Here is a 23594-nt window from a genome sequence, read left to right as displayed (position 1 = left end):
AAATCCTAAAAATTAGTATAAAATTAAATGATAAAAAAATAACTATTAATTAAATGAATTCTAAATCACCTTTCTTTTTTTGAGTTAAACAAGAAAATCACAATATAACCGATATTCTAATTTTCTTATATATTATAATAGTTTAAGTTATATAACTTGTCATGCGAAATCTCAATTTTTTCAAAAAAATTTTATCTTATGTCTTCTCTTATTAAAAAATTATTTAATTAACCGAGTTACTTATTTAAATAACGCGTTTTTAAAAAGAATTATATGGGCTTCTTTGAAAGATGAAGTTTAAGTAATAAAAAACGATCTCTACAATTAATCTTTATCTTATTATAAAAATAATATAATTTTAATTTTTCGATTTCCATTCCCCTCATAACTTTATGCTTTTTACGATGGATTATGTTAAAATCTTCCATTATCTCTACTCAATATTAGCTATGTAAGTATGTCAAATTTACGTCAAAAAAAAGTCATTGTCGGTATGTCAGGAGGCGTTGATTCCTCAGTTTCCGCTTATTTATTAAAAAAACAAGGTTATGATGTTGTTGGTCTTTTCATGAAAAATTGGGAAGAAGACGATAACGAAGAATATTGCTCTGCCGCCGCAGATCTTTTAGATGCAAAAAAAGTATGCGAAAAATTAGATATCGAATTACTGACCATCAATTTTGCCGCTGAATATTGGGATAATGTTTTTGAACATTTTTTATCAGAATATAAAGCTGGACGAACGCCAAACCCTGATATTCTATGTAATAAAGAAATTAAATTTAAAGCTTTTTTAGATTATGCGACACAAGATTTACAAGCTGATTATATTGCAACAGGTCATTATGTTCGTAAGCGCGAAATTAATAATAATGTCGAATTATTACGTGGTATAGATAACAATAAAGATCAAAGCTACTTTTTATATACGCTTAGCGAAACACAAATTGCAAAAAGTTTATTCCCTGTTGGTGAGTTAGAGAAACCTGTTGTCCGTGCCATTGCTAAGGATTTAGGTTTGATAACGGCGACAAAAAAAGATTCAACCGGAATTTGCTTTATCGGGGAACGAAAGTTTACTGAATTTTTAGCACGTTATTTACCCGCTCAACAAGGAAACATTCGAACTGTTGATGGTGATATTATTGGTAAGCATCAGGGCTTAATGTATCACACATTAGGTCAACGTAAAGGATTGGGCATTGGGGGACTTAAAGATGCCAATGATACACCTTGGTATGTGGTTGATAAAAATATAGAACAAAACGAATTAATTGTGGCTCAAGGTCATGATCACCCTTCTCTATTTTCAGCGGGATTAATTGCTGCTCAATTGCATTGGGTCGATCGCAATGTCAGAACGAAACCTTTTTCTTGCACCGTTAAAACACGTTATCGACAACAAGATATACCTTGTCAAATCATTCCACTTGATAACGATACAATAAAAGTTATTTTTAACGAACCTGTCGCCGCAGTAACACCAGGTCAATCTGCTGTTTTTTATCAAGGGGAGATTTGTTTAGGTGGTGGCATTATCGAAGAACGCATTATTGACATATCAAACGACTCAAATATTATCAATAAAGGTCTAATTAATGAATAATAAATATCATGATATTGCGATGGCTTTGGCAGGAATTTGTCAAAGCGCAATGTTGATACCGCAATTAGCCAATACTGGCGCTTGTGATCAAAAATTTTATGAAAAATCAATTTATACGCTCTTTCAAACTGAGCCAACCTCTTTTGATGATATTTATGGCGGTGTCGATAATCTAAAAGTCGGTTTAAATTTATTAATTCAATTATTAACTAATAAGCAAAAACATTTAATGGATGTATTACGCTATTTATTTGCCAGTATTGGTCTTGCTAATAAGTTAAATAATAATCAAACTGCCTTAACGAAAATTGGGCAACGGTTAACTCATATCTCTGCACTTTATCCTTCACTTAATAATGAAACTATTCATGAAAATATCGAAACACTGACTTATTCATTAGCCGGAATATATGTCGATATTGTAAGTCCGCTATCGATTAAAATAAAAGTAATGGGTAAAGTTGAATTTTTGCAAAATACATTAATACAAGCAAAAGTGAGAACAGCGTTATTGGGCTGTGTCCGTTCTGCATTACTTTATAAGCAAGTCGGTGGAAATAAATTTCAATTTATTTTTGCTCGCAAACGACTCTATCGCGCAGCAACAGAGATTTTGCAAACCATAAATCAATCATCTAATTGAATATTTGTATTTTATTATTTTAATACCTTATTTATCTTGTTAAATGATGAATGCACATAATGATTTTTAAGGATAAACCTGTATAACATTATCTTAAATCATTTAACCTAACCGCTAACACGGAGTTACTTAATGGAATTTTCTGCCCTTACAGCTCTATCTCCTCTTGATGGTCGCTATAAAGATAAAACGACTGACATAAGCCTTATATTTAGTGAATTTGGGCTAATAAAATATCGAGTTTATGTTGAAATTTGTTGGCTTTTACAATTAGCGAAACAGCCTGATATTGATGAAGTTCCGATGCTTTCAGAAAAATCAATTGGGCAATTAAAACAAATAGCTGAGGATTTTTCATTGCAAGATGCAATGCGCGTTAAAACCATAGAACAAACAACAAATCATGATGTTAAAGCCGTTGAATACTTTTTAAAAGAAAAGATAAAAGATAATCTTGAACTTAATGCCATTAGTGAATTTATTCATTTTGCTTGTACTTCTGAAGATATTAATAATTTATCTTATGCGCTGATGTTAAAAACAGCACGCGATACCATTTTAATTCCTTATTGGGCACAATTAATTGATACAATCACTGAGCAAGCTAAAATTTTTCAATCATTGCCGCTACTGGCTCGTACACATGGTCAACCAGCGACGCCAACAACGATTGGCAAGGAATTTGCTAATGTTGCTTATCGATTAAAACGCCAATTAAAACAATTACAACAAATCGAGATCCTCGGTAAATTTAATGGTGCAACCGGTAATTACAATGCCCATATTGCCGCTTATCCTACCCTTGATTGGCATTTATTAAGTAAGGATTTTGTAACCTCGTTAGGTTTAAGCTGGAATCCTTATACGACGCAAATCGAACCGCATGATTACATTGCGGAATATTTTGACTGTATTGCAAGATTTAATACTGTAATGATCGATTTTAATCGTGATATTTGGGGATATATTGCCTTAAATCATTTTACACAAAAAACCATTGCGGGTGAAATAGGCTCCTCAACGATGCCACATAAAGTAAATCCTATCGATTTTGAAAATTCAGAAGGTAATTTAGGAATTGCTAATGCAATGATGAATCATTTAAGCCAAAAATTACCTGTTTCTCGCTGGCAACGAGATTTAACGGATTCAACCGTATTACGTAATTTAGGTGTTGGTATTGGTTATGCTGTTATTGCCTATCAATCAACATTAAAAGGATTAAGTAAATTACAAGTCAACGAAAATCACTTACGTGAAGAATTAGATCGTAATTGGGAAGTTCTTGCTGAGCCTATTCAAACCGTTATGCGCCGATACGGTATAGAGAAACCTTATGAAAAATTAAAAGAACTAACGCGAGGTAAACGTGTTGATGCGTTAGGCATGCAACAATTTATTGATTCACTTTCTTTACCAGATGAAGAAAAAACACGTTTAAAACAACTTACACCTGCTAATTATTTAGGCTTAGCTGAGTATTTAGTCAATAAACTATAATACATAATCTGCTAAATTAAGGAACTTTGCATGAAAATTCGCATTGCAACTCGACAAAGCCCATTAGCACTTTGGCAAGCTAATTTTATTAAACAACAACTATTAATTGCTCATCCTCATTTAACCATTGACCTAATACCAAAGGTTACGCAAGGTGACATTATTTTAGATAGTCCCTTATCCAAGATCGGTGGTAAAGGGCTATTTGTAAAGCAACTTGAACACGCATTATTAAATAATGAAGCAGATATTGCTGTTCATTCTATTAAAGATGTTCCAACTGAATTTCCTGAAGGATTAACGCTTGCCACAATTTGCAAACGCGAAGATAAACGTGACGCTTTTGTCTCTAATCGCTATAACTCTCTTAATGAACTTCCCTCTAATGCGGTGATTGGCACATCAAGTTTAAGGCGCCAATGTCAGCTACGAGCAAAATTCCCTTTTTTACAAATTAAAGATTTACGTGGCAATGTTGGTAGCCGTATTGAAAAATTAGATAATCAACAATACGATGGCATTATTTTAGCGGCAGCAGGACTAAAACGCTTAAGTTTAGAAGACAGAATTACCCAATACCTTGATACAGATATAATGTTACCCGCCGTCGGTCAAGGTGCAATTGGTATAGAGTGCCGTGACAATGATACAGAAATCTTATCACTACTTGCTCCTTTAGATGATCGCCAAACGCGCTATTGTATTCAAGCTGAAAGAGCAATGAATCGTCGATTACAAGGAGGTTGCCAAGTCCCTATAGCTTGCAATAGCCAATTGATTAATAACCATATCTATTTACAAGGACTTGTTGGGACAATTGATGGTTGTGAAATTATTACTGCAAAATTGGCTGGCAATGAAATAGACGCTATACAAATTGGCATTAACGTTGCAGATTTATTATTAAAAAATGGAGCCGATCGCATTTTAAAGGAATTATATTGTTGATGATTTATGTCACAAGACCTTCTACATCAGGGCAAGAATTAACCCATTTATTCCATCAAGCAAATTTATCTGCCATTCACTTGCCTTTATTTAATATTGTTAAAGGTCGTGATTTAAATTCGTTACAAACAGAACTTAATCGATTGAAGCCAAATGATATGGTTATTGTCGTTTCGCCCCAAGTTAGCTACATGATTAATAATCATAACATTCATATACAGTTTCCAACTGATATTCATTATTATGCGATCGGCAAAAAATCAGCGCAGCTTTTTTCGGCATTATGTCATTGCGAGGTTAAGTATCCAAAACAAGAAAATAGCGAAGGATTACTTTCTTTACCCGAATTAAAAAAAATCAAACAAAAGCGCATATTAATTCTTCGAGGTGAAGAAGGCCGTGCCTTATTAGAAGAAACATTATGTGCCAATCAAGCATTCGTTTTGCCATTAACCTGCTATGAACTTATTCCGATTGATTATGCCCTAAATAATACAATCAAAATAAAAAACAATTCGCTTTTTATTGTTACGAGTGTTAAACATTTAATGCAACTCGAAATGCTATGTACACCTCATTTAAAAAAACAGTCAAAATTAATCGTAACAAGCCTTCGAATTTTCGAAAAAGCTAAACAATTAAACTGGTCAACAATTGTAACGGTGCCAAGTGCAAATAATCAGATTTTATTTAAAGAAGTAAAATCTTTATGTCATAATGCCTAAATATTTTTATAATAGGAAATGAGGGATGAACTATGCAATCGAGATATTATGGCGCAAATGCGACCAATTCAACTATGAGTACATCACGAGCTAGTGAACCACGACACTCAACCATAAATCCTAATTCTGCTACTAATATTAAGACTGATAATATTAACAATGTTAATAGCGGTACCAACAATAAAGCGGATCCGATTATGACTGAAAAAACACAAACCACACTAAATGACAAACAACCCTCATCTGTAAATGCCAATAATAAATCCCAAATAACAACAGAAAAATCACGACCTTCGTCAAAACTATCGATTGTCGCCATTTTGCTTTCTTTATGTTTAGGGGGCGCCGTCTATTATGGCTATCACTCATTAAAACAACAATCAGAAACAATTCATGACCTTAAAAAACAATTAACAGATTTTACATTATCGACCAAAACCGCATTGACAACAGAATTAGACATTAAATTTAATGAGAGCAATAAAAAACAATGGCTGGCTTTTTCGTCATTAGAACAAAACATGCAACAACAACTTAAAGAGCAAGCACAATCTCAGCAAGAATTACGAAACCGTATCAATGATAATATTACTCTGACCGAAAAAAACCTGAGTAAATTTAATGAACGTTTAGCCGCTTTATCGCCGACCGAAAATCATGTGTGGCTTATTTCACAAGCTAATTACCTCGTTAACCTAGCAGGACGTAAAATATGGAATGATCAAGATTATGTTACTGCACGATTATTGCTTAAAAATGCCGATGAAAATTTAGCGCAAATCAATGATCCAAGTTTATTACCTGCAAGAAAAGCATTACATAATGATATTGCATCACTCGCGAGTATTAGCCAGGTTGATACTGATGGCATTATTATGAATTTAATGGGACTCGCCAATGCGATTAATGATTTACCATTAACCAAAATCGAAAAACAACCTAATGAACTTGCCGCAAATGAATCAATAGTGGCAACTGATCAGCAAACAGATGTCCCAACAAATGAAAATGAAACAATCCCATCTCTATTATCAAAATGGTCAACAAACCTGTGGCATAGCTCACAAAGTTTTCTAGAAAAATTTATCACTATTGAAAAGAAAGATGAAAATGAAAGCAATTTTGCTACTTGCCTAGCGCAAGCTGGCAAAGATGAAGAACAAATGGTTCGCTGTCAAATCTTAAAAAAACCGATTAGTTTAGAACAATCTTTATATTTACGTGAAAACATTCGTTTTCTTTTGTTGATAGCGGCACAAGCCGTACCAAGGCATCAAGCACAGATTTATGAACAATCACTAAAAGATGTCGCCACATGGGTCAAGGCGTATTTCGATCCAAATATTCCAAGTGTAAAAGAATTTTTAAATGATCTTAATCATCTACAAGAACAATCCATTAGTGCAACTAATGTCACGGAAAAATTAGAAAGTTTACCTGAGCTTGAAAAACTTATGCAAACACGTGTGCGATCATTTTTGGCAGACTAGGAGCTTAGTATGTTTAAATTATTTATTATTTTCTTAATATTAGTTGCGGGCTTCTTTGTTGGTCCTTCATTACAAGGTAATCAAGGCTCGGTTGTTTTTGATGTTGCTAATTATAAAATTTCTATGTCATTTACAGTTTTTATGGTTGCCTTAATTTTAGTGTATTTAGTTTTGTCTTTTATTTTATGGTTAGGCAAAAAAATCTGTTACCCTAGCACGTTATTTGGAAATTGGTTTAGCTTTAATCGCGCTAAATGGTCTATCAAACACCTTGAACTTGCTCAATTACTTTTACTCGAAGGCGATTATACCAAAGCTAGTAAATATTTAATTAAAAGTTTAAAAGGATCTAAAAATAAATCATTGATTTATTTATTACTCGCGCAATCTCAAATAGAAAATAATCAATTAGATCAAGCTAAATCTTATATTGATGACGCTGCGCGAATTTGCCATCCTAAAGATCAGTTTGCCTTAAAATTGATTCAGATTCGTTTATTCATTAAAAATAAACAATATGAATCCGCAAAGAAAATTATTGACGAGTTGTTAAATCAAAAGCCACATAATCAAGAAGTCTTAAAACTTGCCAATGAAGTTTATTTTACCCTCGGCGATTTTGAAGCAATAATTGATATTTTACCCGATATGATGAAACAACATATTTTTACTGATTCTGTATTAAATAAGTATCAGCAAACTGCCTATATCAAACGAATGGATCAATTGGCACAAGAAGATCCCTCTTCTATACAAACTTGGTGGAAAAAACAACCTAGATCGATTCGAAATAATATCGTTTATCAAAAATCTATGGTGACACATTTAGAACAATTAGGACTCACTAAAGAAGCCTCTAAATTATTAAATAAAATCAATAAAGAACAAAGTTAGCTAAATAATTAGCTTGATTATTAAAAATATAATCAAAATGTTAGTTTCTTAAATTAGCGTTAATTTCCGTTAATCAAGCTATCAAGTTATATTGATAGCTTTTTTATTTAGGATTTATTCATCCTTATCGATAATAAATTTCCTTTTTAGATAAAAGATCCCTTTATTAAAACATGATATACTTATGCTTTGTTTTTTATTTATAGAGAGTCTATTTTGCAACAAACACTAGCCGATTTTATTATCGATAAAATTGACGATTTAAAAGGACAAGATATTGTTCAAATCGATGTAAAAGGAAAATCAAGTATTACTGATTTAATGATTATCTGCACTGGCACATCTTCCCGTCATGTATCCTCTATTGCAAACCACCTGATTGACGAAGCCAAAAAGCATAATTATTCCATTTTAGGAAGTGAAGGACAACAAGATGCGGATTGGGTTGTTGTCGATATGGGATCCGTAATTGTTCATATTTTACAAGAACAAAGTCGCGATCTTTATCAACTAGAAAAACTATGGGGTTAAAGCTGTGAAAATTCAGCTTATTGCTGTTGGTACAAAAATGCCTAACTGGGTAACAACTGCTTTTACTGATTATCAATCACGTTTTCCTAAAGACTTACCGTTAGAATTAATTGAAATTCCCGCCGGTAAACGGACTAAAAATGCCGATATTGCGCGCATTTTAGATAAAGAAGGCGAACAAATGTTAACGTCGATTGCAAAAGGTAATCACGTTGTAACGCTTGATATACCCGGTAAACCCTATACGACTCATCAATTAGCCGAGCAATTAGAGAAATGGAAAAACGACGGTCGTGATGTAAGTTTATTAATTGGTGGGCCTGAAGGATTAGCGCCAAGTTGTAAATCTTTAGCTAAGCAAAGTTGGTCACTTTCACCTTTAACATTACCTCACCCGTTAGTACGTGTTATTGTCGCTGAAAGCCTTTATAGAGCATGGAGCTTAACGACAAATCACCCTTATCACCGTGAATAATTTTGGATATCTCATTTATGAATAAGATTATTTTAGATTTACAAATTGCAACACAAAATAGCGATAATCTACCAACTGAACAACAAATTCAACAATGGTTAGATATCATTTTACCGCAATTTATGCCAACTGCCGAAATAACTATTCGCATTGTTGATAGCGATGAAAGCCAAAATTTAAATAATCAATACCGCCATAAAGATAAACCCACTAACGTATTATCTTTTCCGTTTGAAGCACCAATCGAAATCGAGGTACCTTTATTAGGCGATTTAATTATTTGCAAACAAGTCGTCGAATCCGAAGCCAATGAACAACATAAATTATTAATGTCACATTGGGCTCATATGATTGTGCATGGCTGTTTACATCTACTCGGTTACGATCATATTATTGACGAAGAAGCTGAAGAGATGGAAAATATTGAAATCGATATTATGAAACAATTAGGATTTACTAATCCTTATCTTCCAATTACAGAAGATTAATGACGTTTTAAATAAATTTTATCTTAAATTTTTATGTTAACTTATGAAAGGACAAATCAATGAGTGATGATAATCATCGGCGATCAAAAAACGGTTTTACATTATGGTTAAGCCAATTATTTAATTCAGAACCCAAAGATAAAGAAGAACTTATTAACGTTATTCGCGATGCTGAAGAAAAACAATTAATTGATCCTGATACCCTAGATATGATTGAAGGTGTGATGGATATCGCCGATCAGCGCATTCGCGATATTATGATTCCTCGCTCACAAATTGTTACCATAAACGATAATGATTCATTAGATCAGTGTTTAGATGTGATCTCAAAACATGGTCATTCACGCTATCCAGTCATAGGGGAAGACAAAGATCATATTGAAGGTATTTTGCTTGCTAAAGATTTATTAATCTATGCTTTACAAAAAAACAAGCAAACATTTAACTTAAAATCGATCTTAAGACCAACCATTATTGTTCCTGAAAGTAAACGGGTTGACCACATGCTTAAAGAATTCCGTTTACAACGTTATCATATGGCAATAGCTATTGATGAATTTGGTAGTGTATCCGGATTAGTTACGATTGAAGATATTCTTGAGCTAATTGTGGGTGATATCGAAGATGAATATGACGAAATAGAAGATCGCGATATCCGCCGTTTATCTTCATCTGTTTATACGGTTAGAGCATTAACACCTATCACCGATTTCAACAAAATTTTTGACACACATTTTAGTGATGAAGATCATGATACGGTTGGTGGATTAGTTATGCAACAATTTGGCTGTTTACCTGTTCGTAATGCAACGATTAATATTGATGGTTACTTATTTAAAGTCTCAATAGTCGATAGAAGGCGTATCATACAAGTTCATGTAACTATACCTGATGGCAAACCTACTCCTAACCTTGAGTCCTAATGAATGGTGAAATTTATTTTTTTAAGCATGCTTTTTGGAGCAATGGGTGTATTTAGCTATGCCCCATTTCATCTTTGGTTTTTAGCCTTCGTTTCAATTGGCGGTTTAATGTGGGTAATCGCCAATAAAACCAAAAAACAAGCCATGTTATTAGGATTTTTGTGGGGAGTTGCTTATTTCTCTTCAGGAATACATTGGATATATATTAGTATTAAACAATACGGTGAATTATCTGATGTACTTGCCGCAAGTATATTAACCGGACTTATCATCTATTTATCTATTTTTCCGTTACTATTTGCGTTATTAGTAAGATGTTTTCCTCGTTTAGCACCCAGTTATTCAATCAAACAATTAACTTTACTTATGCCACTGCTTTGGCAGTTTACTGAATATTTACGTGGTACAATTTTAAGTGGATTTCCTTGGCTCGAAATAGGTTATAGTCAAATCGATAGCCCTTTACGTCATTATTTTGCCATTGCTGGTATTCATGGAGTGGATTTAATTACCACGATAATAAGTGGTTTATTTGTTTATATTGCTTATCATTTATATCATCAGAAAAAATATAAATATATCGCATATGCTCTTGTTGCACTGATAGTGATCATTGGTGCACCAATTTTGACTTATAACACCCAAAAGTTACATACTGATTCAAGCCGCACCGCTAACTTTGTTTTAGTACAGGGTAATATTCCTCAGTCTCTACTTTGGAATGAGTCGATGGTCCAGCAAGCAATCGATACTTATCTTTCATTAACACTACAAAATACCAAAGAAAATAATATTATTATTTGGCCCGAAAGTAGTATTACCGATATCGAAATAAGACAACAGGCGATAATTAATTATCTTGATAATCTTAGTAAATTAAAGAATTCGCAAATTGCATTAGGAATTTTAGATGCCCGTTTGAATGCTGATAAAAGTAAATTTGATATTTTTAATACATTATTAGTATTAGGTGACAAACAAGATTATCAAAATGCAACAGCACAGCATTATGTCAAACATCACCTTGTACCTTTTGGCGAATTTACCCCATTTGAAACACTGCTATCCCCAATTGCTACATTGCTAAACATTCCCATGTCATCGATGAGCCAAGGTCAAGCAATACAGCCGCCTCTTAAAATGAAAGGATTTAATTTTACAACGGCAATTTGCTATGAAATTATCTTATCGGATTTAATTTGGCAAAATTTTACTGATAAAACAGATTTCTTATTAACGGTTTCTAACGATGCTTGGTTTGGTAATAGTATTGGACCATGGCAACACCTGCAAATGGCACAAGCTAGAGCATTAGAATTTGGGCGCCCCCTTATTCGAGCCACTAATAATGGTATAACGGCGATTATTGATCACAATGGTAATATCATTAAGCAATTACCCCAATTTGAAAGCAACACATTAACCCTCTCTTTATCACCAACGATTGGATTAACTCCTTATGCCTCTTGTGGTAACACGCTTTACTATATGGCTATAATGATTATGTTAATCATACTTTTTATTAAAAAAAGTCATTTTATTAAAAATATTTTTAATAATTCCTTTAATAAAAAGACTTCCATTGATCCCAAAAATTAAGAAAACAATGACAACAATAGAAAAATTTTAAAAAATAATAAAATTGGTATAGTTTTTGCATCTAATTATGAGCCAATGAGTTATTGTTATTTCAAACTTATCTAAAATTATGCTTTTAAATTCAAAAGGATAGACTTTTAACATATATAAATAAACAGTAAAAAGTACTTTTATAGTAAAAAATAAGTTATAATGGCTGTCCTTTGTTGGCTATTATAGTAAAAAATAATAGAACACGAATCTAATTGAAGGAGATACACATGAAAAAGAAGACGAAGTTAGCAAAACTCGTATTATCATTTGCCATGTTAGGGATAATGAGTAGCGCAGCTATTGCAGAAGATCTCAGCGGAACCTTAGCCAAAATTAAAAAAAATGGGGTAATTGTTGTCGGACATCGTGAATCTTCAATTCCTTTTTCTTATTATGGGAATAACCAAACCGTAATAGGCTATTCACAAGAGTACTCTGATTTAATCGTTGATGCAGTAAAAAAACAATTAGATTTACCGGATCTTAAAGTAAAATATTTACCGGTTACATCTAAAACGCGTATTCAATTACTTAACAATCAAACATATGATTTTGAATGTGGCTCAACAACTAATAATCTAGAACGCCAAAAAGTAGTGAGTTTTTCTGATACTATTTTCATTGTCGGTACCCGTTTTCTTGTTAAAGCTGATAGCAACATTAATTCTATCGAAGATTTAAAAGGTAAAAATGTTGTAACAACAGCGGGAACAACCTCAGAAGTAAGATTAAATCAAATCAATAACCAACTAAAATTGGGAATGCGTATAATTACGCCTAAAGACCATAGTGATGCCTTTAATGCACTTGAAACAGGTCGTGCTGTTGCTTTTGTTATTGATGATGCATTATTAGCCGGTGAACGTTCGCGCGCGATTAAACCGAGTGATTGGAAAATTGTTGGTGAACCTCTTTCTTATGAAGCTTATGGCTGCATGTTAAGGAAAGATGATGATCAATTTAAGCAATTAATTGATAAAACAATTGCAGATGCACAATTATCTGGTAAAGCACTAGAATTTTATAACCGTTGGTTTACCCAACCAATTCCGCCTAATGGCGCAAATATGGATCTTGAAATTTCACCTAAAATGGTAGAACTTTTTGAACATCCTAATGATAAAGCTTTAGATTAATTATTGATGTTAACATTATGCATCTATAACTATACATTATTGTTTAAATATATAGTTTGAAAATAATTGCTCAATGTATCTAAAAACTCATCAAATTTAAAATCAGATGACAAGATACAATAATAAACATTTTCAAATTTATTATTGTATCTCGATAAATCGACAATAATTTTATTATTTTCCACTATTTTTTACTAAAATAACTGTGTCGCTTTTATTTGCATTAGCATATAACTTAATTTAATGAATTTAAGTATATTATGAATTTTAATTTTTTACATTCTTCGATAACCGATGGCATGATTGGCCTAATAGATAGTATTAAATATCTCTATTACGGTGTAATTAATTTCATCTATTTAATGTACGATACCGTACGCCTTTTTTTAGAGCCTACCCCTTATGGTGATGGTGTCTATTTCGATTGGCTTTTAAGCGGCATGCTTGTGACGATCACTTTATCAATCACTGCATGGATTATCGCTTTTGTACTTGGTTCAATTATTGGTGTATTACGTACGTCTGAAAATAAAATAATCAGTAATTTTGCTGCAGGTTACATTCAATTATTCCGCAATATCCCCTTATTAGTACAAATGTTCTTATGGTATATGTTGCTTCCTGAAATGCTAATCGGCAATTTACATTCTTGGTTTATTAATGATTTATCGCCTAATGTGAGCGCGTTTATTACGGCCGCTATTGCTTTAGGATTATTTACCTCTGCTCGTATTGCTGAACAAGTAAGAACAGGTATTCAATCATTACCAAAAGGGCAAAAATATGCAACGATTGCGTTAGGCTTATCAATCAAACAAACTTATTGGTATGTGCTATTGCCTAATGCGTATCGTCGAATTATTCCTCCTTTAACCTCAGAAATGACTAATATTATTAAAAATTCGTCGGTCGCATCAACAATTGGTCTAATTGACTTAATCGGTCAAATTGAGCGAATTAACGATGCAACTAATAGAATTGTTGAGGTATTAATCGGTGTTACGCTCGCTTTTATGTTAATCAATTATAGTGTTATCCTTATTATGCGTCGTGTCGAAAATGCAACACGTTTACCAAATACAGTGAGTGGGGGCTAAATATGCAATTATTTGAATGGATAGCCAATATACCTTCATTAGTAATAAATAACTACCAAGTATTGCTTAATGGATTATGGTTAACGATTAAAATAACATTCGTTGCGGTCGTTGTCGGTATTTCTTTAGGTACCTTATTAGCGTTGATGCGTTTATCCAGTTATAAATCGTTAAAGTTTATTGCTAAATTATATGTGAATTTATTTCGATCAATCCCACTTTTATTAGTGTTATTGTGGTTTTATCTAGCGTTACCGCAAGTCATTAAATTTATATTCAATTTATCACCCGATTTTGACGTTAGAATCATTTCTGCGATGACTGCTTTTGCCCTTTTTGAAGCGGCTTATTATTCTGAAATTATTCGAGCAGGTATCACTGCTGTAAATAAAGGGCAATTTCATGCTGCTTATGCGCTGGGTATGACAAAAAGCAAAACCATGCTCTTAATTATTTTACCGCAAGCGTTTAAAGCTATGGTGCCTTTGCTTTTAACACAAGGGATTATTTTGTTTCAAGATACGTCGCTTGTTTATGTGATTGGTTTAACCGATTTCTTTAGTGCCAGTATGATAAATATTGGTAATAATTCTGGTGGAACCGTTAAATATTCTATGATTATTTTTGCAGCAGCAATTTATTTTATAATTTGTTATTCTGCAACTCGTTTAGTTAATTATTTTAAGAAAGGGATAAGTCAATGATCTCCTTAGAAAATGTATCCAAATGGTATGGACAATTTCAGGTTTTAAAAAACTGCTCAACCAGAGTTGGTAAAGGCGAAGTTGTTGTTGTATGTGGACCTTCTGGCTCAGGTAAATCAACATTAATCAAAACAGTAAATGGGCTTGAGCCTGTGCAAAAAGGTAAAATTTCAATTGCCGATACAGAGGTAACCAGTAAAAATACTGATTTAGCAAAATTACGTTCAAAAGTCGGGATGGTTTTTCAACATTTTGAGTTATTTCCTCATTTGACAATACTTCAAAACCTTACACTGGCACAAATTAAAGTATTAAAACGTAGTAAAAAAATTGCCGAAGAAAACGCTGCAAATTTATTAAAACGTGTCGGATTGTTAGAGCATGCTAAAAAATACCCATCGCAATTATCGGGTGGACAACAGCAACGTGTTGCTATTGCTCGCGCGCTTTGTATGGATCCAATTGTTATGTTATTTGATGAACCAACCTCAGCACTCGATCCTGAAATGGTCAATGAAGTATTAGATGTCATGGTCGAATTAGCTTATGAAGGTATGACCATGATGGTTGTAACACATGAAATGGGTTTTGCGCGTAAAGTTGCTAATCGCGTCATTTTTATGGATAAAGGTGAAATTATTGAAGATACTTCGAAAGAACAATTCTTTTCTAATCCGCAATCTGATCGCGCTAAAGACTTTTTAGCTAAAATTATTCATTAATGCTATAAATAACTAGAACAATTATCTTTAAAACCGCAATAAATTTTGCGGTTTTTCTCTTTTTTATTTTTAAGATTTTTTCAATAAATCGACAAGTCCACTTTGTCTTACCATTTGCGTCGTTACCGCATGCTTTATTGTTTGAAAAGTTGCATAAACGGCAACGCTTTTCTTAGCGCGCGTAATAGCAGTATATAAAAGAGAACGACTAATTAAAGGCGTTTTTTCGGTCGGTAATATCACACTGACATGGTCAAATTCTGAACCTTGCGATTTGTGTATCGTCATCGCATAAGCCGTTTCATGTTCAGGTAAACGAAAAGGTGAAAATCCTTTAATTGTTCCATCTGAAAAAGGAAAATAAACACGTAATTTTGTTGTATCGCGTTTAGACGGTAGCGTTATACCAATATCACCATTATATAATCCTAATGCACTATTATTTTGCACAATCATCACCGGGCGACCAATATACCAAACATCATTGGGTTTAAGGTTTATCAATTTTTTTTGTGCTAATAGCAATTCTATTGCTTTATTAAGTTGCTTCACGCCAAAAATACCTTCACGCAACGCGCATAACAATCGATAAGAGGCAAAACTATTAATAATAGAATCAATATCAACTGAATCAGCTGATTTAATTGCCTGTAAATAAGCCTGATAATAATAAACACTTTTTATGATCACTTCGTTATAATTTTGCATCTCTGATAATGAGTAAAATTTTATGTCAGATAACGTATCATTTGTTAATATTTGGTTAACTTGTTGCTGCTGACCTAATTTAATCGCATTAGCTAACTGCCCAATGCCTGATTGTTCATGAAAACGGTAGCTTTTTTGTAATAAACAAATACTATCTGCAATTGTTATGTTTGAATCACTAATTGGTAAGCGATAACCGGTTAATGCTGCTAATTCTTCAGTGCGACCTTGACTGTAACCATATTGAATAAATTCACATAAATCCCCAAATATTGCCCCTGCCTCAACTGACGATAACTGATCTTTGTCTCCTAATAAAATTAACCTAGCATTATCCGGTAATGCGTCAATCACCCTAGCCATCATATTGAGATCAACCATAGACGCTTCATCTATAACAAGCACATCTAAATTAAGTTTATTTTGTTTATGATAAATAAAACTACGATTGTCAGATTTAGCGCCTAGTAGGCGGTGTAATGTTATGGCTTCGGTTTGTAGATTAACGGACGCAATTTTAAGCTCAGCGACAGAACGTTTTAACGATTCACTTAATCGTGAAGCCGCTTTACCGGTTGGTGCTGCGGCTATAATTCGCGTTTTTGGATCAATAAATAAGAGACTCGTTAATATTTTGGCAACGGTGGTTGTTTTACCCGTACCAGGGCCGCCAGATATAATCGCAATTTTACGTGTTAAAGCCAACGTGACGGCGATTTTTTGCCAGTCGATTTCGTAATCATTATGATTAAATAATTGATTTAAAATTGGAATTATATCGGCTTTTAAAGGGGGGTTATATTTAAAAAACGCAGCAACATTTTGCTCATCAAACCACATACGCTGTAAATAAAGTCGATTGTCGACAAATATAAGAGGCGCTAAAAAAAGACCATTACTGACACTTTGTTTTTGTATTGCTTGATTAAGTATCTTATTCCAATCATGAATATCTGGTGCTTCTAACACTTGCCAAAAGGGACTATCGATTAACTGATTGGCAAAATTTATCATCTCTAAACAGACATGCCCGGCTCGCACTTCAATACTTAATTTAGTGACTAAAAAAGCAAAACGCTTACTCATTAACGGATCATCAAAATGACTTTTATCCGTTATAAATTGTGCTAAATGGATATCAAGGTACGTTACCTGTGCATGTTGTTTTAGAAGTTCTAACCAAGATGACATCATTAATTCTACAATCCGTTAAAAAGGGTTTTCATATAAATAATCGATAATGAGAAATTATGACATATTAGCCTTATTACGACAAAACAACTTCGTCAAATGCGATTATTTTGTTATCTATTAATATAAAAAATTATAAGCTTACCTAATTATTCCTCATATATATTTAAAAAATATTGAACAAATTATTCAATATTTTTAATCAAAATTGTTTAGTTTATTGAACGTAATTAATTTATATGTTAAATTTCGTTTTATATCAAAAACTATCGTGAGTCATCTTATGCATAATTTTTTATATATTAAATCAGAAATTAAGCGAAAAAATTTATCTCTTCAACAAGTTGCTGATGCTTGTCATATGACAAAAGGTTATTTAAGCCAGCTTATCAATGGAAAAATCAAAAATCCGAGTGCAAAAAAATTACATGATCTTCATCATTTTTTAAATATCGAACCCCAAACGAAAACGAAAAAAATTGGCGTTATTTTTGGCAAATTCTACCCATTACATACAGGACATATTTATTTAATTCAACGTGCAATCAGCCAAGTCGATGAACTTTATGTTATTTTGTGTTCCGATACTGAACGTGATTTATCATTATTTAAACAAAGTGCCATGGTTAAACAGCCCACAATAAAAGATAGGATTCGGTGGCTTTTACAAACCTTCAAATATCAAAAAAATATTCATATAGAAATACTTGAAGAAGATGGTTTACCTGCATATCCAACCGGTTGGCAAGAATGGAGTTTACGCGTTAAATCTTTATTTAAAGAAAAAGGCATTAAACCGGATTGTGTCTTTTCAAGTGAACCTCAAGATGCTGACATGTATAAAAATCTTTTTGATTTAGACACCGTTTTAATTGACCCTAATCGTGAATTTATGCCTGTCAGTGCAACACAAATTAGGAAAGCACCACTAAAGAATTGGCAATATATTCCAACCGAAGTCCGATCATTTTTTGTTAAAACTGTCGCTATTTTGGGGGGGGAATCCAGTGGTAAATCTACCCTTATCAATAAACTTGCTAATATTTTTAACACAACAAGTGCATGGGAATATGGACGCGAATATGTGTTTTCTCAATTAGGAGGAGATGAACGTGCGCTACAATTTACTGATTACGCCAAAATTGCCTTAGGACAAGCTCAATATATCGACTTTGCTATCAAACATGCTAATCGTATCTCATTTATGGATACCGATTTTATAACAACCCAAGCTTTTTGCAAAAAGTACGAAGGCAAGGAACATCCATTTGTACAAGCGATGATCAACAATTATCGTTTTGATCTAGTCATATTATTAGAAAATAATACCCCATGGGTTGCCGACGGTTTAAGACATCTTGGCTCAGCCAGTCAACGCAAAGATTTTCAACAATTACTTATCAATCTACTTAATAAAAATAAGATCAAATATGTCAAAATAAACTCTGCCAATTATGATGAACGCTATTTGAATTGTATAAAACTTGTTAATCAACTTATTAATGATGGAGAATAAAAACATGAACCGCATTAGCCAATTTATCATAATGATAGGTCGTAATCGATTCTACCCTTACCTATGTTTATTAATTATCACGCTTTCATTTATTTATACCGATCCTTTTACATCTTTAAATTGGCGTTATGTTATATCTTATTTAGGTGCTTTTTTGGGATTAATTTGTGTCATTTTATTAGCTAAACGTAACAATATCGGTAATATCTTAGGGATGTTTGCCGTTGTATTTGAAAGTATCGCAAATTTCTTAGGTGGCAATTTTGGCGCAAGTTTACAAGTAATCTATAATTTTGCATCTCATGTTTATGGGCTAATTACTTGGAAAAAAAATGAAGATACACATAATCATGTCAAGGTACGGGTTCTGAGTGAAAAAGCCTTTTTATACACACTTATCTTTTTAATTGCTGTTATTTATCTTAATATTTTTCTCACTGACTCGGTGGGCATTGACAATACAGATTATCAGCTAATCACGAATTGTTTAGTTTTGGGATTATCGGTTGTAGCACAATTTTTATTGATGACACGTTATTCATTTAACTGGTATTTATGGATTATCATGAATGTATTAGTCATTGCACTAAACATCTATACCAACAACCCCATAATAGCAACACAATATTGTGTTTATTTGTTTAATGCTATTTATGGTATTTGCGAATGGAATTTATCGATTAAGCAGGCGACTTCGAACACCACTTCCAATTATAAAACACATTAAATTGTTTTCATTAAGGTGACAACTTACTAAGTTACCTTAATGAAAAAACTAAACAATCTCTCCTTTAACTAATGGTACAAATTTTACTTCACTAATAATTTTAGTGATAAATCTGTCTCCATCACGTTCTATTAATTGTAATTTTTGTTGATGTTCACCAATGGGAATAACCAATCGTCCTTTGTCATTTAATTGTTCAAGTAATTTTATCGGTAATTCCGATGCAGCAGCGGTTACAATTATGCCATCAAAAGGCGATCGTTCTGACCAGCCTAGCCAACCATTACCATGTCTAGTTGAAACATTATGAATATCTAACTGCTTTAATCGCCGTTTACTATTCCATTGAAGATTTTTAATACGTTCAACCGAACAAACATGATCAACTAATTTTGCAAGAATTGCTGTTTGATATCCCGATCCTGTTCCTATTTCTAAAACTTTAGATTTGGGATTTAAATTTAAAAGCTCTGTCATTTGCGCAACAATAAAAGGCTGCGAAATAGTTTGACCTGCGCCAATTGGTAATGAACGATTATCATAAGCTTGGTGAGATAACGCTTCATCAACAAAAAGCTCGCGAGGTATTGATGCCATAGCCATTAAAACTCGCTCATCTTTAATGCCTTGCTGCTTTAAAAACTTAATTAATGATTGAGCTTTTAAACTTTGTATTATCATTCATTATTCCTAACTATCAATTCTCGCAATACAGATGTTGCATAACTGCCGGCATTTAAATAAAAATGAATCAGCAATTGATTATTGTCTTTCCATTGCCAATTTAAGGCTTTTGGTATTAATAAAATAGAGCGCCTTGCTGTTTCTAGCCGTTCTTTGTTAAATAAAGGTTGGAAATTTAACCAATCATTTAAGCAATCAAGCTCAAAAGCTAACGCTTGTTCTTTTGTCGCTAAGGAGGAATCACCTAGCATCGGAGCAGTAATACTAATTTGATTTTCTTCTAAACGTTGTTGAGCGCTTACAACTTCATCTGCAGTCACAATAAACCAACTGCCACGATCGGCTAATTGCAACGCATCGCCAGCAAGGATTTGATGAAAAATGTTTTTTTCAATGCGCTTACTAATAATGGCGTTAAAAATGGCACTTCTCGCAGCTGATAAATAAAAACTACGTTTTTTACGATCTTTTACCGAAATTTCACCCTTTGCCCATTTAATGGCTTGATGTAAATTATTATCATCTCGGCCAAATCGTTGTTCACCAAAATAATTAGGCAGGCCGTTTTTAGCGATTATTTGTAATTTTTCTTCAATTTCATTTTTATTGCTAATATCTGTTAATGTTAATGTAAAATGATTACCTTTTAAGGCACCAATTTTTAATTTTTTATTGTGCCTAGTAACCGCTAAAATTTGGCATCCTTCAAGATTAAAATCGGCAAAATCAGGCGTCATTTGTCCTGGCATATGAAGACTAAACCATTGCTCAGTAATTGCCTGTCGATCTTTTAATCCTGCATAACTGACAAGTTTGGGAGCAATACCCACATATTTTGCTAATTGTTCAGCAACAAATAGCGTATTAGCATTACGTTTACGTATGTGAACTAAAACATGTTCACCCTCACCTGTAAAATCAAATCCTAACTCTTCTTTGACAATAAAATCTTCACATTGCTGTTTATAATTACCTGTTGCAGAAGGTTTAGTATATAAATATTGTAGATCCGTTAACACAATAATTGCCTTTATGCTGTTAATTCATTTTTTTCAATAAAACCACCGCTTGACAAGCAATACCTTCTTGTCTGCCGGTAAATCCTAATTGCTCAGTAGTGGTTGCTTTAATGCTAATCTGATCAAAATGAACATGTAAATCATCTGCGATATTGACGCGCATTTGATCAACATGAGGTCTCATTTTTGGTTGCTCAGCAATAATCGTTGTATCCAAATTTATAAGTTCGTAACCTTTATCTTGTACTAACTTATATACATTTTTAAGTAAAATTCGGCTATCAATATTTTTATATTGCGGATCGGTATCAGGAAATAATTTCCCAATATCACCTAAAGCTAAAGCTCCAATAAATGCATCAGTGATAGCATGTAAAACAACATCACCATCGGAATGAGCAATTAACCCCATAGGATAAGGGATTTTTACTCCAGCCAATGTAATAGGACCTTCACCGCCAAATTTATGTACATCAAAACCTTGTCCTATCCTCATTAAAATGCTCCTATTTTGGATTATTTACCGTTAAATAAAATGTTGCTAAGGCTAAATCTTCAGCATGGGTAATTTTTATGTTATCGCGCCGGCACTCAATCAATAATGGATGCATACCGAGTTGTTCCATTGCCGAAGATTCATCTGTAATAACAATACCTAATTGCAGTGCTGATTGTAATGCTGACTTAAGTTCAGCAGCATTAAAAAGCTGAGGCGTTGACGCAGCCCATAGATACTCACGATTTTCTGTCGTTTTGATTGCTTGCTCATTCGGCAATGCGCGTTTAATAGTATCAGAAAGCCGCATGGCTAAAATGCCGCCTTGTTGTTTGCTTTGCACTGTTTCAATTAGCCTTGTTATATCATCAAGATGAACACAGGGCCTTGCTGCGTCATGCACCAACGCCATTTCATCATCTTGAAGACAATTTAACCCCATCATCACAGATTCAGCACGAGTATTACCGCCTATTACAGAGGTAATTTTAGGATGAGTAGCAATAGCTAAGGTTTCAAACAAATGATCATTTGGATGGATTGCAACAATAATTCTAGCGATAGAAGGATGAGCTAATAATTTATCAAGCGTGTGTTCTAAAATGGTTTTATCACCGATTTTCAGATATTGTTTTGCAATTTTACTCTTCATTCGCATACCTTGACCGGCAGCCGGAACAATTGCAATAATTTTTGGAATGATATGCACAAGACACCTATTGTTATTTAACTATTTTATCCATAACTATGGAAATTTCACATTGGGAATAATTCGATAGAAATCTTCATCAGGTTTAATCATACCCAAATGATTACGAGCACGCTCTTCAATTGCTTCAGATCCGCGCTGTAAATCATTTATTTCGGCAAACATTTCTTCATTACGCGCTTTTAAAGTATTATTTTCATGTCGTAAATTTTTCAGCATAACAATATTATTCTGATAATCTGAAAAATTATTTTTGCCACTCCATAATGAGTACTGTAAATAGCATAATATCGCAAATAAAAGTAAAGGTAATTTCCATCTCATCATTTAATTACTTTAGACTGTTAAATACATTTTACGGGTTTTGGCAAACCAGCCAATTTGGTCGCTTGTTTGGCAGGTCCTTGCGGAAATAACTTATAAAGATATCGACTATTGCCTTTTTCAATGCCAAATTTCTTTTCCATCGCCTTAACTAACGCTCTAATTGCCGGCGATGTTTTATATTCTAAGTAAAACTCACGCACGAATAAAATAACTTCAAAATGCGCATCTGTTAATTCTATATTTTCTTGCAAAGCAAGCTCAGGAACCAAATCAATAGACCAATCCTGCCAATTTTGTAAATAACCTGCTTCATCAGTTGCAATTTGCGCTAACATTTTAGTCAATACATTAATCATTTAAAATTTAATGTGATTTATTATACTTAATTAAATAAATTGAGATACTCTTTTAAGAATAAAGCTGTATAAATCTAACAAAAAAACGACAAAGTGATGAAAATAAAAGCAAACAAGCATTTTTTTTAAAATTAACTATTTACAAACCCTCAGAACTACTTTAATATTCTGCGGCATTGCGGAAGTGTGGCTGAGCGGTTGAAAGCACCGGTCTTGAAAACCGGCGAAGGGCGACCTTCCCAGAGTTCGAATCTCTGCGCTTCCGCCATCTTTCCTGAGCAATTTCAAATAGTTAGTGTTTATATACTTTCAATCTTAACTGAATAATTATTAATCACTTGTAATAA

At 33.1% G+C, this 23594-nt stretch carries 25 protein-coding genes and 1 tRNA gene; 19 read left to right on the top strand and 7 right to left on the bottom strand.

The window, feature by feature from the left end:
• Positions 1-457: 457 nt before the first annotated feature.
• The 16 genes from mnmA (at position 458) to ACSYSW_RS04030 (ending at position 15514) form a co-directional block, all read left to right on the top strand.
• Positions 458-1606: a tRNA 2-thiouridine(34) synthase MnmA gene (mnmA, locus tag ACSYSW_RS04105; protein WP_491704571.1), complete on the top strand. Its 1149-nt coding sequence runs from the start codon at positions 458-460 to the stop codon at positions 1604-1606.
• Positions 1599-2249: a high frequency lysogenization protein HflD gene (gene hflD, locus ACSYSW_RS04100; protein WP_491704572.1), complete on the top strand. Its 651-nt coding sequence runs from the start codon at positions 1599-1601 to the stop codon at positions 2247-2249. The genes mnmA and hflD overlap by 8 nt, the downstream gene beginning before the upstream one ends.
• Positions 2250-2381: 132 nt before the next feature.
• Positions 2382-3749, top strand: coding sequence for an adenylosuccinate lyase (gene purB / locus ACSYSW_RS04095; protein WP_491704573.1), 1368 nt, complete (start codon positions 2382-2384; stop codon positions 3747-3749).
• 30 nt (positions 3750-3779) lie between these two features.
• Positions 3780-4697 carry a hydroxymethylbilane synthase gene (gene hemC, locus ACSYSW_RS04090; RefSeq protein WP_491704574.1) on the top strand — a complete coding sequence of 306 codons (918 nt, stop codon included), beginning with the start codon at positions 3780-3782 and terminating at the stop codon, positions 4695-4697.
• Entirely contained in the window at positions 4697-5422 is a 726-nt protein-coding gene (locus ACSYSW_RS04085) for a uroporphyrinogen-III synthase (RefSeq protein ID WP_491704575.1), read from the top strand. The genes hemC and ACSYSW_RS04085 overlap by 1 nt, the downstream gene beginning before the upstream one ends.
• A 32-nt stretch (positions 5423-5454) precedes the next feature.
• Positions 5455-6912 carry a uroporphyrinogen-III C-methyltransferase gene (locus ACSYSW_RS04080; RefSeq protein WP_491704576.1) on the top strand — a complete coding sequence of 486 codons (1458 nt, stop codon included), beginning with the start codon at positions 5455-5457 and terminating at the stop codon, positions 6910-6912.
• Between the two features lie 9 nt (positions 6913-6921).
• The gene (locus tag ACSYSW_RS04075; RefSeq protein ID WP_491704577.1) at positions 6922-7806 is read left to right on the top strand and encodes a heme biosynthesis HemY N-terminal domain-containing protein; all 885 of its coding nucleotides are present in this window, start codon (positions 6922-6924) and stop codon (positions 7804-7806) included.
• A 213-nt stretch (positions 7807-8019) separates the two neighbouring features.
• Complete coding sequence (rsfS, locus tag ACSYSW_RS04070) at positions 8020-8337, top strand: ribosome silencing factor (protein WP_491706093.1); 318 nt, start codon at positions 8020-8022, stop codon at positions 8335-8337.
• A 4-nt stretch (positions 8338-8341) separates the two neighbouring features.
• Positions 8342-8812 carry a 23S rRNA (pseudouridine(1915)-N(3))-methyltransferase RlmH gene (gene rlmH, locus ACSYSW_RS04065; RefSeq protein WP_491704578.1) on the top strand — a complete coding sequence of 157 codons (471 nt, stop codon included), beginning with the start codon at positions 8342-8344 and terminating at the stop codon, positions 8810-8812.
• A gap of 17 nt (positions 8813-8829) precedes the next feature.
• Positions 8830-9300: an rRNA maturation RNase YbeY gene (gene ybeY / locus ACSYSW_RS04060; RefSeq protein WP_491704579.1), complete on the top strand. Its 471-nt coding sequence runs from the start codon at positions 8830-8832 to the stop codon at positions 9298-9300.
• Positions 9301-9359: 59 nt separating this feature from the next.
• Positions 9360-10223, top strand: coding sequence for a CNNM family magnesium/cobalt transport protein CorC (gene corC / locus ACSYSW_RS04055; RefSeq protein WP_491704580.1), 864 nt, complete (start codon positions 9360-9362; stop codon positions 10221-10223).
• 3 nt (positions 10224-10226) lie between these two features.
• Complete coding sequence (gene lnt / locus ACSYSW_RS04050; RefSeq protein WP_491704581.1) at positions 10227-11822, top strand: apolipoprotein N-acyltransferase; 1596 nt, start codon at positions 10227-10229, stop codon at positions 11820-11822.
• A gap of 260 nt (positions 11823-12082) precedes the next feature.
• Positions 12083-12991: a glutamate/aspartate ABC transporter substrate-binding protein gene (locus tag ACSYSW_RS04045; RefSeq protein WP_491704582.1), complete on the top strand. Its 909-nt coding sequence runs from the start codon at positions 12083-12085 to the stop codon at positions 12989-12991.
• A gap of 362 nt (positions 12992-13353) precedes the next feature.
• Positions 13354-14088 (top strand): amino acid ABC transporter permease, encoded by a 735-nt coding sequence (locus tag ACSYSW_RS04040; protein WP_491706094.1) that lies wholly within the window; start codon positions 13354-13356, stop codon positions 14086-14088.
• A 2-nt stretch (positions 14089-14090) separates the two neighbouring features.
• Entirely contained in the window at positions 14091-14792 is a 702-nt protein-coding gene (locus ACSYSW_RS04035; RefSeq protein WP_491704583.1) for an ABC transporter permease subunit, read from the top strand.
• Positions 14789-15514, top strand: a complete 726-nt coding sequence (locus tag ACSYSW_RS04030) for an amino acid ABC transporter ATP-binding protein (protein ID WP_491704584.1) — start codon at positions 14789-14791, stop codon at positions 15512-15514. Before ACSYSW_RS04035 ends, ACSYSW_RS04030 begins: the two co-directional genes overlap by 4 nt.
• Before the next feature lie 69 nt (positions 15515-15583).
• Here ACSYSW_RS04030 and recD read toward each other — a convergent pair whose 3' ends face one another.
• Complete coding sequence (recD, locus tag ACSYSW_RS04025) at positions 15584-17416, bottom strand: exodeoxyribonuclease V subunit alpha (RefSeq protein ID WP_491704585.1); 1833 nt, start codon at positions 17414-17416, stop codon at positions 15584-15586.
• 280 nt (positions 17417-17696) lie between these two features.
• Between recD and nadR the strand changes: the two genes are divergently transcribed.
• Complete coding sequence (gene nadR, locus ACSYSW_RS04020; protein ID WP_491704586.1) at positions 17697-18929, top strand: multifunctional transcriptional regulator/nicotinamide-nucleotide adenylyltransferase/ribosylnicotinamide kinase NadR; 1233 nt, start codon at positions 17697-17699, stop codon at positions 18927-18929.
• A 4-nt stretch (positions 18930-18933) separates the two neighbouring features.
• Positions 18934-19656 carry a nicotinamide riboside transporter PnuC gene (gene pnuC, locus ACSYSW_RS04015; RefSeq protein WP_491704587.1) on the top strand — a complete coding sequence of 241 codons (723 nt, stop codon included), beginning with the start codon at positions 18934-18936 and terminating at the stop codon, positions 19654-19656.
• Positions 19657-19704: 48 nt separating this feature from the next.
• Here the strand turns inward: pnuC and ACSYSW_RS04010 are convergent, their stop codons facing one another.
• The 6 genes from ACSYSW_RS04010 to ACSYSW_RS03985 all read right to left on the bottom strand — a co-directional run bounded on the left by ACSYSW_RS04010 (position 19705) and on the right by ACSYSW_RS03985 (position 23226).
• Positions 19705-20331 (bottom strand): protein-L-isoaspartate(D-aspartate) O-methyltransferase, encoded by a 627-nt coding sequence (locus ACSYSW_RS04010; protein ID WP_491706095.1) that lies wholly within the window; start codon positions 20329-20331, stop codon positions 19705-19707.
• Positions 20332-20333: 2 nt separating this feature from the next.
• Positions 20334-21362, bottom strand: a complete 1029-nt coding sequence (truD, locus tag ACSYSW_RS04005; protein WP_491706326.1) for a tRNA pseudouridine(13) synthase TruD — start codon at positions 21360-21362, stop codon at positions 20334-20336.
• A gap of 16 nt (positions 21363-21378) precedes the next feature.
• Positions 21379-21855, bottom strand: coding sequence for a 2-C-methyl-D-erythritol 2,4-cyclodiphosphate synthase (ispF, locus tag ACSYSW_RS04000; RefSeq protein ID WP_491704588.1), 477 nt, complete (start codon positions 21853-21855; stop codon positions 21379-21381).
• Positions 21856-21865: 10 nt separating this feature from the next.
• On the bottom strand, positions 21866-22513 hold the full coding sequence (gene ispD / locus ACSYSW_RS03995; protein ID WP_491706325.1) for a 2-C-methyl-D-erythritol 4-phosphate cytidylyltransferase: 648 nt from the start codon (positions 22511-22513) through the stop codon (positions 21866-21868).
• Between the two features lie 87 nt (positions 22514-22600).
• Entirely contained in the window at positions 22601-22891 is a 291-nt protein-coding gene (ftsB, locus tag ACSYSW_RS03990; protein WP_491704590.1) for a cell division protein FtsB, read from the bottom strand.
• Between the two features lie 17 nt (positions 22892-22908).
• Complete coding sequence (locus ACSYSW_RS03985) at positions 22909-23226, bottom strand: TusE/DsrC/DsvC family sulfur relay protein (protein ID WP_491706097.1); 318 nt, start codon at positions 23224-23226, stop codon at positions 22909-22911.
• Between the two features lie 201 nt (positions 23227-23427).
• Here ACSYSW_RS03985 and ACSYSW_RS03980 point away from each other — a divergent pair.
• Positions 23428-23515, top strand: a tRNA-Ser gene (locus ACSYSW_RS03980).
• The last annotated feature ends 79 nt before the right edge of the window (positions 23516-23594 follow it).

This window comes from Gilliamella sp. ESL1225 (assembly GCF_058502635.1).
This window is presented reverse-complemented; position numbering and strand designations above follow the sequence as displayed.

Bases quoted from the DNA above. Each gene is read 5' to 3' on its own strand.
- mnmA (WP_491704571.1), top strand. From the start codon at position 458: ATGTCAAATTTACGTCAAAAAAAAGTCATTGTCGGTATGTCAGGAGGC.
- hflD (WP_491704572.1), top strand. From the start codon at position 1,599: ATGAATAATAAATATCATGATATTGCGATGGCTTTGGCAGGAATTTGT.
- purB (WP_491704573.1), top strand. From the start codon at position 2,382: ATGGAATTTTCTGCCCTTACAGCTCTATCTCCTCTTGATGGTCGCTAT.
- hemC (WP_491704574.1), top strand. From the start codon at position 3,780: ATGAAAATTCGCATTGCAACTCGACAAAGCCCATTAGCACTTTGGCAA.
- ACSYSW_RS04085 (WP_491704575.1), top strand. From the start codon at position 4,697: ATGATTTATGTCACAAGACCTTCTACATCAGGGCAAGAATTAACCCAT.
- ACSYSW_RS04080 (WP_491704576.1), top strand. From the start codon at position 5,455: ATGCAATCGAGATATTATGGCGCAAATGCGACCAATTCAACTATGAGT.
- ACSYSW_RS04075 (WP_491704577.1), top strand. From the start codon at position 6,922: ATGTTTAAATTATTTATTATTTTCTTAATATTAGTTGCGGGCTTCTTT.
- ybeY (WP_491704579.1), top strand. From the start codon at position 8,830: ATGAATAAGATTATTTTAGATTTACAAATTGCAACACAAAATAGCGAT.
- corC (WP_491704580.1), top strand. From the start codon at position 9,360: ATGAGTGATGATAATCATCGGCGATCAAAAAACGGTTTTACATTATGG.
- lnt (WP_491704581.1), top strand. From the start codon at position 10,227: ATGGTGAAATTTATTTTTTTAAGCATGCTTTTTGGAGCAATGGGTGTA.
- ACSYSW_RS04045 (WP_491704582.1), top strand. From the start codon at position 12,083: ATGAAAAAGAAGACGAAGTTAGCAAAACTCGTATTATCATTTGCCATG.
- ACSYSW_RS04040 (WP_491706094.1), top strand. From the start codon at position 13,354: ATGTACGATACCGTACGCCTTTTTTTAGAGCCTACCCCTTATGGTGAT.
- ACSYSW_RS04035 (WP_491704583.1), top strand. From the start codon at position 14,091: ATGCAATTATTTGAATGGATAGCCAATATACCTTCATTAGTAATAAAT.
- ACSYSW_RS04030 (WP_491704584.1), top strand. From the start codon at position 14,789: ATGATCTCCTTAGAAAATGTATCCAAATGGTATGGACAATTTCAGGTT.
- recD (WP_491704585.1), bottom strand. From the start codon at position 17,416: ATGATGTCATCTTGGTTAGAACTTCTAAAACAACATGCACAGGTAACG.
- nadR (WP_491704586.1), top strand. From the start codon at position 17,697: ATGCATAATTTTTTATATATTAAATCAGAAATTAAGCGAAAAAATTTA.
- pnuC (WP_491704587.1), top strand. From the start codon at position 18,934: ATGAACCGCATTAGCCAATTTATCATAATGATAGGTCGTAATCGATTC.
- ispF (WP_491704588.1), bottom strand. From the start codon at position 21,855: ATGAGGATAGGACAAGGTTTTGATGTACATAAATTTGGCGGTGAAGGT.
- ispD (WP_491706325.1), bottom strand. From the start codon at position 22,513: ATGCGAATGAAGAGTAAAATTGCAAAACAATATCTGAAAATCGGTGAT.
- ftsB (WP_491704590.1), bottom strand. From the start codon at position 22,891: ATGATGAGATGGAAATTACCTTTACTTTTATTTGCGATATTATGCTAT.
- ACSYSW_RS03985 (WP_491706097.1), bottom strand. From the start codon at position 23,226: ATGTTAGCGCAAATTGCAACTGATGAAGCAGGTTATTTACAAAATTGG.